Consider the following 14614-nt stretch of genomic DNA (forward strand, 5'->3'; position numbering starts at 1 on the left):
ACATCCTGAAGAGTCAGTTCAGAAATCTGGGCTAATGGATGATCTCTGGGTACCAGTACACAACGATTCCAGCGATAACAAGGCATCATCACCAGGTCATTAAACAGTTCAAGCGCTTCAGTAGCGATAGCGAAATCGACGGTACCATCTGCCGCCATTTCAGCAATCTGAATAGGTGTGCCCTGATGCATATGCAGTGATACGTCAGGATACTGGGCAATAAATTTATTGATGATATCCGGCAATGCGTAGCGTGCCTGTGTATGAGTCGTAGCAATGGACAGAGAACCCTTGCGTTCATCACTGAACTCCTGGGCTACCTGTTTGATACTTTCGACTTTCCTGAGAATTTCACCCGCAGTCTCTATAATCTTTTCACCAGCAGGAGTGATACGGGTCAGATGTTTACCACTACGGGCAAACACCTCGACACCCAACTCATCTTCGAGCAGGCGAATCTGTTTGCTAATACCGGGTTGCGAGGTATACAGACTCTGCGCTGTGGCGGATACATTGAGATCATGGTGAGCGACCTCCCAGATATAGCGCAGTTGTTGCAGCTTCATTGATGGCCTCCGGTCGAGCTAACTTCTACCCATAGCGTGAAAAAATATGAGCACTCTTAGTTCTTAGCGGCATAAGAGAATGCCATTTAATTACTTCCAAGAATACTAGCCGGTCGCTACAGTTACCAGCGAATCATGTGGGTTTTATCATGATTTCAAACATCGCCTGAGCTACTTATAACTTTAGACCATATTTCATGGACACATTGCTCTACATTTCAGCGGGTGCCGGCGTGGGTTTTGCCGTCGGCTTAACCGGCATAGGAGGCGGGTCTTTAATGACTCCGCTGCTCCTTTTATTCGGGTTTCCCGCACACATTGCCATTGGCACGGATCTTCTCTATGCAGCCCTTACCAAAGCCAGTGGTGTCTTGGTTCACCACCGACAAAAGAGTGTGGACTGGAAACTGGTCAAGTTACTTTGCGTCGGCAGTATTCCTGCTACGTTACTGACCATTTTCCTGCTGAAATATCTGTTCGCCGGAAGCGATCATTATAGCCCGATACTTAGTACCTGCCTTGGCTTTATGCTCACATTGACAGCGCTGGTGCTTATATTTAGCAACAAACTGAACAAATTGCAGTTCCAGAGCAAGGCAAAACTGACAGGCAATCGTCTTAAGTACTTCACAGTTTTCATGGGAATGGCGCTGGGTGTTCTGGTCACACTTTCATCGGTGGGTGCTGGCGCGCTGGGGACTGCAATATTGCTTCTACTCTACCCTGCCCTGGTTTCAGTCAGGGTAGTCGGTACTGAACTGGCCCATGCTGTGCCATTGACACTGGTAGCGGGTATTGGCCATATCTGGCTGGGTAATGTTGATTTCAACCTTCTGGCCGCTTTGATGGTGGGCTCTCTGCCAGCCATTTATGTGGGGACCAAGATAGGTAAGTACCTGCCTGAGAATATTATGAGAATGATTCTGGCTACCATACTCCTGGTACTGGGCGTTCGTTACCTGCTTTGAGCAGTTCTGAGCAATGAAAATCATTTCATCACTTTAGAAATGAAGTGATTTTCACGTTAAAAGGAACGACTTAAAATTAAGCGAATTTCCACTTCATGGGGTTGCAGCTGACCGAGCTCTTGATTAGAGTGAACGACCGTCGCTGATCTGTACAATCCCGGTTTTTCCTTATCCGGGTCAGCAATCTACGGCGCAAACCCGGAAGGGAGTCATAATTAAAGTTGAGAGCGCAATCAATGGCCGTATTACCAATTGAAAACCTGAACATTGAATCTCAGGACTTACTGGTCACCCCAGAGCAGCTGAAAAGAGAAATTCCTCTGAGTGAAGCTGCTGAGCGTACTGTCTCTGAAGGCCGTGAAGTTATCCGCAACATTCTGGATGGCAAAGACCATCGCCTGTTTGTTGTTATCGGTCCCTGCTCTATCCATGATGTTGAAGCAGCCATGGACTATGCCAACCGCCTGAAGAAACTGGCGGATGAGCTGGGCGACACTCTCTATCTGGTCATGCGCGTCTATTTTGAAAAGCCACGTACTACTGTTGGCTGGAAAGGACTGATCAACGATCCTCACCTGAATGACTCTTTCAAGATTGAAGAAGGTTTGCATATTGGCCGCCGCCTGCTGATGGACGTTGCTGAACTGGGCATACCTTCTGCCACAGAAGCTCTGGACCCGATTTCTCCGCAGTACCTGCAGGATCTGGTTTCCTGGTCAGCCATTGGCGCCCGTACCACCGAGTCCCAGACCCACAGGGAAATGGCCAGTGGTCTGTCTTCTGCGGTTGGTTTCAAGAATGGTACCGATGGTGGTCTGGAAGTAGCTATTAACGCTCTGAACTCAGTATCCAACCCCCACCGTTTCCTGGGAATTGATGGCAATGGTCAGGTAGCGGTGACCCGCACCAAGGGCAACAAATACGGACACATTGTTCTGCGTGGTGGTAACGGTAAGCCAAACTACGATTCCGTCAGCGTGACTCTATGCGAGCAGGAACTGGAAAAGGCCAGTATCAAACCTAATGTGGTGGTGGACTGCTCTCACGCGAATTCTAACAAGGACCCTGCTCTTCAGCCTCTGGTTATGGAAAATGTCACCAACCAGATTATTGAAGGCAACCGTTCTATCGTCGGCCTGATGATTGAGAGCAATATTGGCTGGGGTGCCCAGAAAGTGCCCGCAGATCTGAAAGATCTGGAATACGGTGTTTCGATTACCGATGCCTGCATTGACTGGGAAACCACTGAAAAGACACTGCGTGACATGAGTGAAAAACTGAAAGACGTTCTTCCTGCCCGAATCGCAGAGTAATTGAATGCTCTGGCACAGTCAGCAATGGCTGTGTCAGAACAGATCGAACTGATGCCCCTGTTTAGCCTCTTCCACCTTTGCCTCAGTCCTCTCCGCACTCATACCCGACAGCAGATCCATTTGCGACTCCGGCACTTCCGAGCAAATCTCATCAGGAAAACCTGAGGTAATCTTACGATCTTTAGGCATGTTGCTGATTCTTCTATCAAGAATGGCGGAACAGATAGGGCAGACATCCGGCAGCAGGTGGTTCGTCAAAACTTCATAGCGATACGCACCGTGTAATACTTCAGTACACAGTGTACGGTCTGCGCGAGACTCAATATCAAGATTGGCTTCAACCAGGTGTGTGAACTGGGAACCACAGGGTTTGATAATCTGAGCTACGAAGAAATTTGACAGTATGGCTTGCTTATAACGCTTCACAGATCCTTTATTTACTGGAACAGCCAGAAACATTGCGGAAGAAAAAAGGCGCATCACAATACACGATTATGGCCGACTGTTATACACCCAAAAACCATCTTAGGTAGAAATACGGTAACAGACTCTCAACTCTGGTTACAAGTTGAACAAACCTATCCATCACATCCATTAATTAAATGGTTTGTATTGTATCTTGTTGATATACCAGACTTTGTGCCCTTCCGGCGTTTTGACCAGAACTTCGTCATCCACCCGCTTCCCAATGACCGCTCTGGCCATGGGTGAATCGACGGTAATATGTCCTTTCTTAACATCAATTTCGTCTGAACCGACAATCCGACAGTGAAGCACTTCACCTTCTTCATTTTCCAGCTCCACCCAGGCCCCAAAAAAAGCTTTGCCTTCTTGCTCGGGTGCATATTCAACCACCTTAACGATATCCAGCCGCTTGGTAAGGAAACGAATTCTACGATCAATTTCTCTTAAAAGGCGTTTGCCTTCCTTATACTCAGCATTCTCACTCCTGTCACCCAGCGCTGCCGCTTCAGAAACTGCCTGGGTCACTTTGGGTCTTTTGTCCCGCCACAAAAAACGCAGCTCTTCTTCAAGCTGATCTTTGCCTGCCTGAGTGATGAGATTTGATTTCACAGAATTTCCTATGAAAAGAGTGATTTAAGAAAACATCCTAATCAATGATGCCAGCTAATCAAAGTACTGCTTACTTCAATAGCCACTAACACGCTCATTTTGATTATATTTTCATCTATAGTGAAATTATTGATCAATCAAGGACGATCTTCATGGAAGCCCTGCCTACAACCGGTTCCGCCCATTCAGCGAACAAATTACCCACCATTGAGAAACAATATAAAGAGAGCTGGCTCTATGCATTTCTGCGAAGCATCAAGCTTGAGTTTGTAGCCAAACTTTTGAAACTTGAGAGAGTCGAAGTATTGGTGGTACCGATCTTCAATCGAGCCGTTGAATCCAAAGAGCCTGTTCCTCGCTTTTATGTCAATGACAAACATCTAACGAAAGGCGCCCTGGTGGGTGTTAATGGTCAGTATTGTGTTGAGGCTGGAGACGAAGGTGCTGACTCCATCCAACGTTGCGTAGATCAAAACAATCGTTTGCCTGGCGAAACCAAAGGCTGGGTCACATTGATGAAAACCAGCCCAACTAACCAACTCTCTGATGAACAATTTGATGAAACCTGCACAGCGCTAGAAGACAGAGTAAAAGAAAAAAACAGACAGCTCGAAAAATGGCATACGACTGAACTGGAAACTCTTCAAAAACTTCATCAACAGAAAGAAGAAGGTGATACGGGTGCTCAACACCTACCCTCACTTGTAAAAGCGGATGGAAAACAATTCAAAGCCTACTCTGGCTCCCCTGCCGTTATGACCTGCCCCAAACCAGGTGAAGCCTTAAAGCCTTTTGCTGACAAGCTGAAACCGGTTCTGGAATGTCTAGCCTATACCCATAGCAAAGGCATGTCCCATGGCTGTCTCGGTAGTGAATGTATTGTTGAACATGAAGGTCAACTCAAGCTCGATGGTTTTGGCATGGCCAAGCAACAGCAAGAAGCTGCTGAACCACACGATGAAGCTATGATGAACCGGGTAAAATACTTTTCTGATACGATTTTCAATGTTCCACACCCCGAACTTCTGCCACCGGAAGCTTTCACCCACGATAAAGGTTATGAAACTGCCGGAGACATGTGGGCACTGGGCGTCACACTCGCTCATTGGATTGCCCCTGAAGCCTGTCAGAGAATTACGGATGAGTACAAAGGTGAAACTCTGCAAAACACCAGCAAACTGGAAAGATCCAAAAATGCCATCATAGAATATGGCGAAAAGCTTCGTGAAGCTTGTAGTGCAACATTAACAAGAAATACTCGCTCTGGACATCGCTTCATGATTGCAGAGCTCCTGCCCAAACTGCTTGAAGCAGATCCAGACAAGCGATTCACATCAGAAAAAGCTTTAGCCCACCGTTGCTTTGAAGAGAAATGGGATATTAAAAGATAATAGTCTGAAACTCACACCTTTATAGATGCGGGCTGATTAACAATCAGCCCTTCCTTTTTTGTATTCTCTTTTAGTTTGCACAGATCTCGATTCCCTAATTAACAACGCAATATATGATTGTATAATATATTTATATTGAAAAATTTCATTCATTCAAAGCTATAGTGATTGCTTAAAACATCCTGACCAGACAAGTCACACATTTAGCAATGAAACAAAATATTATCCTTGTTCATGGTGCCTGGCATGGCAGTTGGTGCTGGCACAAAATTATTCCTGGTCTTTCATCTGCTGGATTCAAGGTGTTTACCCCTTGCCTTCCCGGCATGGGAGAAAGACATGATGAAGATGCTACCGGAATTACCCTGACTTTTTGTATTGATGACCTTCAGGGCCAGATTAAAAGAATGGTCGGTAATGAAGCGTTTACACTTGTCGGACACAGTTTCAGCGGCGCTGTGGTCACTGCCATTGCTGACAGAATGGTGGATCAGTTACACAGACTCATCATTCTGGATGGCTGCTTTTTGGAAAGCGGAGAAACGCTCTTCGGAAAGATTGAAAAAAGTGTTGTTGAATCAAGGTTACAGTCAGCCAGAGACTATGGTAACGATCGAATGCCACCTCCTCAGTCTGAGTTCTTTGGTATAAAGTCGCCCTGCGACCTCAAATGGGTGCGAGAACATCTCAGCCATCATCCTGTACAGACTTACCAGACCCCGGCCCCACAAAGACAACACGCTCTCTCAGAGATTCCCGCGCACTACTTGCACTGTACAAACCCCTCATTCAGTACAATCGAGCCTTACTATGATGAAGCAGTGAAACTGGGATGGCCTACTCGCAAGATGGAAGTGCCTCATGACCTTATGATTACACACCCTGAGCTGACAGTGGATTTTCTCTTAGGGATTGCCAAATCCGGAAAACATTCCAGTGATGCATAAAAAAGCCGGCTGAAGAGCCGGCCTTTCACAGAGACTTTCTTACTTGAAGTAAGCATTCTCAGTAATACTGTGGTCAGTCACATCCCTCACGCCTTTCAGCTCAGGAATACGCTCAATCAGTGTTTTTTCTACACCGTCTTTCAAAGTCATGTCAACGGCACTGCAGCCCTGGCAACCACCACCAAATTGAAGAACTGCAACACCCTCGTCAATCTCAACGAGAGAAACAACCCCACCGTGGGATGCCAAGCCAGGATTAATCTCTGTCTGCAGGAAATAATTGATCTTCTCATCCAGAGGGCTGTCTTCGCTTACCTGAGGCAGCTTGGCATTAGGCGCCTTGATGGTCAGCTGACCACCCAGCTTGTCCTCAGAAAAATCAACCAATGCTTCTTCCAGATACTGCTCACTTTTGCCTTCAACATGGCAGTTGAAGTATTCCAGCTCAAGAATCAGGTCACCCTCTTTCTCTTCACCTGGCTTGCAATACGCGAGGCAAGTCTCGGCATAAGGTGTACCGGGCTGGGTAACAAACAAACGAACACCAACACCTTCTACATTCTGCTTTTCCAGCAAGGTAGACAGATATTTTTGTGCTGCTTCCGTGAATGTAATATTCAACTCAAGAACCCTCTCATCATTCTGCCGTCATTCTATGCCATTCCAGAGCCTGTTGAAATCCCCAGCTGGACAGTCGGGTATTAGAATTCGGTGTACGGTTTGGCTCCGCAGTAGTTCTATATATCCTAGTTAGCAAATAAACTGATTGCTTTTATAACCAAAAGTCTTCAATCTTCGCGCTCTTTTTTTGACTGGAACTTGATCAACGGACGTTCATGAGCGCATTAAATCCAGAAAAACACCCTATCGCTGTCCTGGTGATCCTGACACTGTTTGCCGTAGTTGGACCAGTGTCCATTGATATTTTCTCGCCATCATTGCCTGCTATCACGGAATTCTTTGGCAGTAACAGTGCGACTACGCAGTGGAGCGTCGGCATCTTTATGCTCGGCTTTTCCCTGTCCATGCTGATTGTTGGCCCCCTGGCAGACAGACTTGGCCGCAAGAAAACCCTGATGCTGGGTTACACCCTTTATCTGGTTGCAACTGCAGCCACCTTGCTGACCGATAACATTTACCTGTTTATAGCGGCCCGTTTTGCCCAGGCCCTGTTTGGTTGTTTTGGTACAGCCGTGGCCCGAATCCTGGCCAGAGATTACTTCCAGGATAAAATGGAAGTTCGCATGCTATCTTACATCAGTGCCTGCCTGACCATTGCTCCTATGCTGGCTCCCATTGCCGGTGGCTTTATTCAGGAATATTTTGGCTGGCAATATAACTTCATTGCCATGGGCTCTATGGCTATCGTCGCCATGCTTGGACTGATGATGATTCCGGAAAAACATCAGGCCTCCAAAAAAGCTGGAAGCCCTATTTTATCCGGCTACAAAGACGTTTTGACCGACTGGCGTTATCTGAGCTTCACTCTGGCAGCAGGTGCGGCTTTTTCAGGCGCCTTCGTCTTTGTCGCTGGCGGGCCGTTCGTTATGATCAGTCAGTTAGGCCTGGCCCCCAAATACTATGGTTTCCTATTCGCTGCCGCGATTGCGGGCTACCTTTTCAGTGCTTCCTTTGGTCCAAAACTGAATGATCGTCTTGGTCGCCAAAAAAGTACACGGCTGGCCTGGATGGCCTTGGCTACAGGTGCTTTAGTTTCCTTTGCTACCGCATGGTGGAGTCAGGGCAATTCCATCCTGGGCTATATGATCGGTATTGTCATTTTTGAGTTGGGACTGGGTCTGTTTATGCCACTGTGTCAGGCCAGAGCCACCGAACACATGACAAAAAATGTCGGTACGGCTGCAGGCCTGATTTTCTTTATAGAAATGCTGCTGGCTACTGTCGTCAGCGGCCTGGTAGGCTCTCTCCCGGAAATGGGAACACTGACACTGGCCAGTGTGACTCTACTGGCGACTCTGGCTGCAGGACTCTGCATCCGCAACAATACCAGCAAAGATCTTCACGCAACCGTACAAGCTGCCTGAATCTGATAAAAACTTTGAAGGCATGCAGACCTATATTGCATGTCTTCAACCCCTTACTCCCACACCTTTTCCTCCCTGTCCTGTCTTTGGTTTCTATATGAGCACTTTGGAGTAGACACTCTAAGGCGTATTTCTGATACCATCGCTCTCCTGACAATTCTTACAAAGAGCCATGAACCGTCAAACTGATCTTCTGTCAGCTATAGAGTTTCATGGCAATAGAGTGAACTGGCCCGGAATCTGTACCCATGCCTAACAGCCAAGAAAGAGCAAACCTTCTAAAAGCAAACCTTCTTAAAGAGCAACTGGAAAAACGGATTCTGATCCTTGACGGCGCCATGGGCACCATGATTCAAGGCTATAAACTGGGTGAAGAAGACTACCGTGGTGAGCGTTTTTCAGATCACGGCTGTGACCTGAAAGGCAACAATGACCTTCTCTCCCTGACTCGCCCTGAAATCATCAAGGAAATCTACCAGTCCTATCTGGATGCCGGTTCCGACATACTTGAAACCAATACCTTCAACGCAACCACCATTGCCATGGCTGACTATGAGATGGAGCATCTCGTACCGGAAATTAACCGGGAGTCTGCCCGAATTGCCCGGGAAGTGGCGGACGCGGCTACTGCCCTGAATCCGGATAAGCCTCGCTTTGTTGCCGGGGTTCTTGGCCCAACCAACCGTACGGCTTCGATCTCACCCGATGTTAATAATCCGGGTTATCGCAACACCAGTTTTGAAGAACTGGCCGTAGCTTATAAAGAAGCAACAATAGCCCTGATCGAAGGCGGTTCCGATATCATTCTGATTGAAACCATCTTCGACACCCTGAATGCCAAGGCGGCTATTTTCGCGGTTAAAGAACTGTTTGATGAACTGGGCTATGAGCTGCCGATCATGATTTCAGGCACCATTACCGATGCCTCAGGCAGAACACTGTCCGGTCAAACCACGGAAGCATTCTGGAACTCGGTTCAGCATGCCAACCCAATCTCCGTTGGTCTCAACTGTGCCCTGGGTGCCAGTGAACTGCGCCCCTATCTGGAAGAACTCTCCAATATTGCCAACACCTATGTCAGTGCACACCCCAATGCAGGTCTACCCAATGCCTTTGGTGAATATGACCAGACCCCTGAAGAGATGGCAGCCATCGTTGGCGAATTCGCTGAATCCGGCCTGGTGAATATCATCGGGGGTTGCTGTGGCAGTACTCCTGAACACATCAAAGCCATTGCAGAAACAATGGAGACCATTGAAAGACGTCAGATCCCGGAGATTTCTGTAGCCTGTCGTCTCAGTGGCCTTGAGCCCTTCAATATTTCTGAAGACTCCCTGTTCGTCAACGTCGGTGAACGTTGTAACGTTACCGGTTCTGCCCGCTTTAAACGCCTGATTATTGAAGAAGACTACGACACCGCTCTGGACGTAGCCCGTCAGCAGGTAGAAAACGGTGCCCAGGTCATCGATATCAACATGGATGAAGGGATGCTGGATGCCAAAAAGGCCATCACAACCTTCCTGAACCTGGTGGCTTCCGAGCCGGACATTTCCAAAGTACCGGTGATGGTGGACTCATCCAAGTGGGATGTTATCGAAGCGGGCCTGCAGTGCATCCAGGGTAAAGGCATTGTTAACTCCATCAGCCTGAAAGAAGGCGAAGAAGCTTTCCGCCATCAGGCACGTCTCTGCCGTAATTATGGTGCCGCTGTCGTGGTTATGGCCTTTGACGAAACTGGCCAGGCAGATACAGAAGCTCGCAAAATCGAGATCTGCAAACGTTCCTACGACCTTCTGGTCAACGAGCTGAACTTCCCACCTCAAGACATTATCTTTGACCCCAATATCTTTGCCGTTGCTACCGGTATTGATGAGCACAATAACTACGCCGTAGATTTCATCAATGCGACCCGCTACATCAAAGAAAACCTGCCTCACGCCATGATTTCCGGTGGCGTCAGTAACGTTTCCTTCTCTTTCCGTGGGAACAACCCGGTCAGGGAAGCTATTCATGCTGTCTTCCTTTATCACGCCATTAAAGACGGTCTGACCATGGGTATCGTGAATGCCGGTCAGCTGGAAATCTATGAACAGATTCCCAAGGAGCTGCGTGAAAAGGTTGAAGACGTCATTCTCAACCGTAATGACGAATCAACAGAAGCCCTGCTGGCCATTGCTGAAGACTACCGTGGCGGCGGCACAGGGCAGAAGAAAACGGAAGATCTTTCCTGGCGCGAACTGGACGTCAAAAAACGTCTGGAACACGCCCTGGTTAAAGGCATCACCACCTATATCGTTGAAGACACCGAAGAAGCCCGCCAGCAGGCCGACCGCCCTATCCATGTCATTGAAGGCCCATTAATGGATGGCATGAACGTAGTCGGCGACCTGTTTGGTGCTGGCAAAATGTTCCTGCCCCAGGTAGTAAAAAGCGCACGGGTCATGAAGCAGGCCGTAGCCCATCTGATTCCTTTCATTGAGGAGGAAAAAGACGGCGAAGTTAAGTCCAACGGCAAGATTCTGATGGCCACAGTGAAAGGTGACGTTCACGACATCGGTAAGAACATTGTCGGCGTGGTACTGGCCTGTAACAACTTTGAGGTGATTGATCTCGGCGTTATGGTGCCCTGCGAGAAAATCCTGCAGGTTGCACGAGAGGAAAATGTAGACATCATTGGTCTCAGTGGACTGATCACACCCTCTCTGGATGAAATGGTCCATGTTGCCAGTGAGATGCAGCGTCAGGATATGCATCTGCCACTTTTGATAGGCGGCGCCACAACCTCAAGAGCTCATACAGCCGTTAAGATAGAACCTCAATTTCAAAACGATGTAGCGCTCTATGTCACCGACGCCTCACGAAGTGTAGGCATTGCCACACGACTGATGAGTAAAGAGTTAAAGCCAGAGCTGATTGAAGAGACACGCGTAGAATATGAGAAAATTCGCGTACGCCATGAAAAGCGGAGTAACAAACGACAACTGCTGACTTATGAGGAAGCGGTTGATAATCGTTTTGATGCGGGTTGGAACAATTATCAGCCACCGGTTCCTACATTTACAGGTGTAAAGGTGTTTGATGATTACCCACTTGAAGTACTGGTGGATTATATCGACTGGACACCATTCTTCATCACCTGGGATCTGGCCGGTAAGTTCCCGAAAATCCTGGAAGACGAAATTGTCGGCGAAGCCGCTACCAGCCTCTACAACGATGCCCAGGCCATGTTGAAAGACCTGGTTGAAAACAAAAAGATCGGTGCTCGTGCTGCTATTGGTTTCTGGCCTGCTTCACAGGTCAATAATGATGATCTGGAAGTCTATGCTGATGAAGAACGAACTGAAGTCAAAACATTGCTGCATCACCTTCGTCAACAAAACCCAAGACCGGATGATAAACCCAACTTCTGCCTGTCAGACTTTGTAGCGCCAAAAGCCACAGGACTGAAAGATTACGTGGGTGGTTTTATCACGACAGCAGGCATCGGTGCCGATGAGCTTGCCAAAACCTATGAAGACCAGGGTGATGACTACAACAGCATCATGGTAAAAGCACTTGCCGATCGATTGGCAGAAGCTTTTGCTGAGCACATGCACGAGAAAGTCCGTAAGGAATACTGGAGCTATGCGCCGGAAGAAGCTCTGAGTAATGAAGAGCTGATCAAAGAGAAATACACCGGTATCCGCCCTGCTCCCGGTTATCCAGCCTGCCCGGATCATACAGAGAAAACAGCGCTGTTTGAGCTGCTCAAAGGTGAAGAAAACACCGGAGTGAATCTGACGGAACACTTTGCCATGATGCCAGCAGCCAGTGTCAGCGGCTGGTATTTCTCTCACCCTGATTCCAAGTACTTTGGTCTGGGTAAGATCGCCAAAGATCAGCTGGCTTCCTACGCTGAACGCAAAGGTATGAGTTTTGAAGAAGCCGAACGCTGGTTACGTCCAAACCTCGAGTAAGAGCCAGAATAGCTAATCAAAACGGGAACAGATTTCTGCATAAAAAATCTGTTCCCATCATTTCCTGTCTTTAATCTGTCACAATATTTTTATACATAGTGTTCAGTTCAAGCATATTCTCATTAGAACCAAAGTTGGGACTGCTTACACCTTTTGGAGATTCGGTATCTCCCGCATTGATAGCGGCCTGTCTGACATAGTTGTACCAATACAGTATGCCCAGCGTTGTTGGAATAACCACAGCCACAGTCACTCCCACTACTACTGTTACCCCCAATATGAGAGCTATTTCATCACTGTTCAGTCCTGTATTATCTTTGATGGTTGTCATCATCGTAGAGGTATAACCTTCTGACATGTAACCTTCTGACATGTAACCTGTTGGTGTTGTAGGCACAGGTGAAAATGAAGTTTCTCCTTCAGATAACGTTGCCACTGTGGGTAGACCGAAACTGACCACTGTAGGCAATGACTCATTAGTAGGCTCATCTGTACCGAATTCAGCGAAATCATCCTCTGTTGTAGAGATACTGGTAGTCACCAGAGTCGTCGATTCATCATCAGAATCAGAGACACCATCATTGGTTGTATATTCACTTTCAGTGGATACGGTAGTCGTTTCGTTTTCAGGCTCACCAAAACCGGAATACACTGCTACCAGGTCAGGTCCACAGTTGTTATCTGAGATGATCAAATCCGGAAAACGACTGATATCTGAAATTTTTTCACCACTCACTGCCCCCCAGTTAATAACAGCATTGACGTAGTAAAAATACATTGAGGTATCAAACTGAAAGCCAAGTGACCAGTCTCCGGCAATACAGGGGGGATCTTCAGGATTAAATGTCTGGAAAAAAAGAAAGGCTGGAAGGCCATGATAAAACCTCGGAGCCCTGCCGTCCTCTTCGAGCCCAATACCCCAGACCCCTGCTCTCAAATTGATGACAGAGGATGGCCCTCCTTCAATGGCAAGTGAATTACCTCTGCTGACAAACCCGGTATTGGTGAAGTTAGCGGTGCTGTCTGTATTACGATATGAGACTCCCTTTGAAGAGGCGTTCTTAAAAACAGCACCATCAACTGTCAGATCAGCATCCACTGTACGCAAAATTACCGACGCATCCGTTAACGCAGAGGATTTTTCGAACTCTACATCCCTGGCTTTAATTTCAGACTTCTTAAATCGACAATCATTCCCTCCAAAACAATTACTGTACCCTTCAAATTGAATCAGAGGCTGGTCACTCACCCAATCACCTGAAACAAAATCCACCTTCGCAAGGCCAAGATGCGATCGTCTCATTAACAGAGGGGGGGTTGTAGTATCAAGATCTGATGCAGGTTTAATCGTTACGGGCAAATATTCACCACTGTCTACATCAATAACATTGCTACAAAGAATAAATGGATAACGGTCATCAAGCGCCAAGCTCTCAGTAATCTCAAACTCTTCGGCTTCAAGCAGGATGACCCAGCCTTTGTTAGCAGGTACTGGCGGTGTTGTCGGATAAGGGGGGCAAAAATCCAATGTGCTATAGCTGTCGTCGCCTGCGCAATGATTATAATCTCGCCACTCCCTCCAACTGCTAATAAAGAACTCGTACTCAGCGTCATGATTTGCTGAACATAAGCGCTGATTCGGTAGAACGCTCCTGAAACCATCATTCACACAGGTTCGATCATACCGACCTGTTGATCGGCAGTAACGAAAGTAATCCAGGAAGGCCTGATTGTCGCAGCTGGTTGGATACGATGGAGCAACGGTAGGATCTGCATCAACCGAGATGGATACATTGTTTAAAGCGTCCATAAGTTCAGCAGATGTTCTCACGGAGACTCTGCTGTCTATCTCACCATACTGATATTCTGGAGGATAAGAACTATCCCACACACTGCAATGAGAAGGTGCTATTGAGAAGGGCGATGTGGGGGCAACCGTTGTTCTAGCAGCCTGTCGGACTTGAACCCATAAACGCAGTTCAAGTAATTTCAGACTCTGACTATTCCGGAGAGAACTTATAAAACCCTCTCCGGCGCATTACATTTTCAACTTGTCCTTATGATTTTTCTCACTCTTGGCCTCAGATCAGCCCAATAGTGCCACAGATAAGTCGCCAACAAGACCAGTTCCAACCACTGCTCTTCATTCACTTGTTTCAGGCTGAACATCCGCCTCAAGTTATACGCAAGACAAACCAGCGACCACTCTTTTGTCACATTGTCCAACCCTCGCACCATGAAACGCCGATACCCCATGGCTTCTTTCTGTATCCCAAAGGTCGGTTCTATCGTATGTTTTCGCTGGCTGTAAATCGCCCGTCCTTCTCGTGTTTGCAGACGCCACTGCATCCACT

General features: G+C 47.5%; 11 protein-coding genes and 1 pseudogene. 6 read left to right on the forward strand and 6 right to left on the reverse strand.

Going from position 1 to position 14614, the window contains the following annotated elements:
- A partial coding sequence (locus WG89_RS26480) for a LysR substrate-binding domain-containing protein (protein ID WP_153301845.1) occupies positions 1-566 on the reverse strand: 566 nt, incomplete at its 3' end.
- Positions 567-763: 197 nt separating this feature from the next.
- Here WG89_RS26480 and WG89_RS26485 point away from each other — a divergent pair.
- Positions 764-1534, forward strand: coding sequence for a sulfite exporter TauE/SafE family protein (locus WG89_RS26485; protein ID WP_062270665.1), 771 nt, complete (start codon positions 764-766; stop codon positions 1532-1534).
- A 236-nt stretch (positions 1535-1770) separates the two neighbouring features.
- Positions 1771-2847 (forward strand): 3-deoxy-7-phosphoheptulonate synthase, encoded by a 1077-nt coding sequence (locus WG89_RS26490; RefSeq protein WP_062270666.1) that lies wholly within the window; start codon positions 1771-1773, stop codon positions 2845-2847.
- A 33-nt stretch (positions 2848-2880) separates the two neighbouring features.
- Here WG89_RS26490 and WG89_RS26495 read toward each other — a convergent pair whose 3' ends face one another.
- Both WG89_RS26495 and greB read right to left on the reverse strand, forming a co-directional pair.
- Complete coding sequence (locus tag WG89_RS26495; protein ID WP_153301846.1) at positions 2881-3273, reverse strand: hypothetical protein; 393 nt, start codon at positions 3271-3273, stop codon at positions 2881-2883.
- 168 nt (positions 3274-3441) lie between these two features.
- A complete protein-coding gene (gene greB, locus WG89_RS26500; protein ID WP_062270668.1) occupies positions 3442-3921 on the reverse strand; it encodes a transcription elongation factor GreB in 480 nt (159 codons plus the stop codon).
- Positions 3922-4073: 152 nt separating this feature from the next.
- On the opposite strand from greB, the gene WG89_RS26505 reads away from it, so the two are divergent.
- A complete protein-coding gene (locus tag WG89_RS26505) occupies positions 4074-5312 on the forward strand; it encodes a protein kinase domain-containing protein (RefSeq protein WP_062270669.1) in 1239 nt (412 codons plus the stop codon).
- Positions 5313-5521: 209 nt separating this feature from the next.
- The gene (locus tag WG89_RS26510; RefSeq protein WP_062270670.1) at positions 5522-6259 is read left to right on the forward strand and encodes an alpha/beta hydrolase; all 738 of its coding nucleotides are present in this window, start codon (positions 5522-5524) and stop codon (positions 6257-6259) included.
- A gap of 39 nt (positions 6260-6298) precedes the next feature.
- Here the strand turns inward: WG89_RS26510 and nfuA are convergent, their stop codons facing one another.
- A complete protein-coding gene (gene nfuA, locus WG89_RS26515; protein WP_062270671.1) occupies positions 6299-6880 on the reverse strand; it encodes a Fe-S biogenesis protein NfuA in 582 nt (193 codons plus the stop codon).
- Between the two features lie 215 nt (positions 6881-7095).
- On the opposite strand from nfuA, the gene WG89_RS26520 reads away from it, so the two are divergent.
- The gene (locus tag WG89_RS26520) at positions 7096-8304 is read left to right on the forward strand and encodes a multidrug effflux MFS transporter (RefSeq protein ID WP_062270672.1); all 1209 of its coding nucleotides are present in this window, start codon (positions 7096-7098) and stop codon (positions 8302-8304) included.
- A 248-nt stretch (positions 8305-8552) separates the two neighbouring features.
- Positions 8553-12260: a methionine synthase gene (gene metH, locus WG89_RS26525; RefSeq protein WP_062270673.1), complete on the forward strand. Its 3708-nt coding sequence runs from the start codon at positions 8553-8555 to the stop codon at positions 12258-12260.
- Between the two features lie 70 nt (positions 12261-12330).
- Here metH and WG89_RS26530 read toward each other — a convergent pair whose 3' ends face one another.
- Both WG89_RS26530 and WG89_RS32415 read right to left on the reverse strand, forming a co-directional pair.
- Positions 12331-14070 carry a hypothetical protein gene (locus WG89_RS26530; protein WP_062270674.1) on the reverse strand — a complete coding sequence of 580 codons (1740 nt, stop codon included), beginning with the start codon at positions 14068-14070 and terminating at the stop codon, positions 12331-12333.
- A 344-nt stretch (positions 14071-14414) separates the two neighbouring features.
- Positions 14415-14614 (reverse strand): annotated as a pseudogene (locus WG89_RS32415) (transposase); the annotation flags it as partial.

The organism is Endozoicomonas arenosclerae, assembly GCF_001562015.1.
Classification (GTDB): Bacteria; Pseudomonadota; Gammaproteobacteria; order Pseudomonadales; family Endozoicomonadaceae; genus Endozoicomonas_A; species Endozoicomonas_A arenosclerae.

Excerpts from the sequence above, each read along its gene's own strand:
- WG89_RS26485 (WP_062270665.1), top strand. The coding sequence starts at position 764 with ATGGACACATTGCTCTACATTTCAGCGGGTGCCGGCGTGGGTTTTGCC.
- WG89_RS26490 (WP_062270666.1), top strand. The coding sequence starts at position 1,771 with ATGGCCGTATTACCAATTGAAAACCTGAACATTGAATCTCAGGACTTA.
- WG89_RS26505 (WP_062270669.1), top strand. The coding sequence starts at position 4,074 with ATGGAAGCCCTGCCTACAACCGGTTCCGCCCATTCAGCGAACAAATTA.
- WG89_RS26510 (WP_062270670.1), top strand. The coding sequence starts at position 5,522 with ATGAAACAAAATATTATCCTTGTTCATGGTGCCTGGCATGGCAGTTGG.
- WG89_RS26520 (WP_062270672.1), top strand. The coding sequence starts at position 7,096 with ATGAGCGCATTAAATCCAGAAAAACACCCTATCGCTGTCCTGGTGATC.
- metH (WP_062270673.1), top strand. The coding sequence starts at position 8,553 with ATGCCTAACAGCCAAGAAAGAGCAAACCTTCTAAAAGCAAACCTTCTT.
- WG89_RS26530 (WP_062270674.1), bottom strand. The coding sequence starts at position 14,070 with ATGGACGCTTTAAACAATGTATCCATCTCGGTTGATGCAGATCCTACC.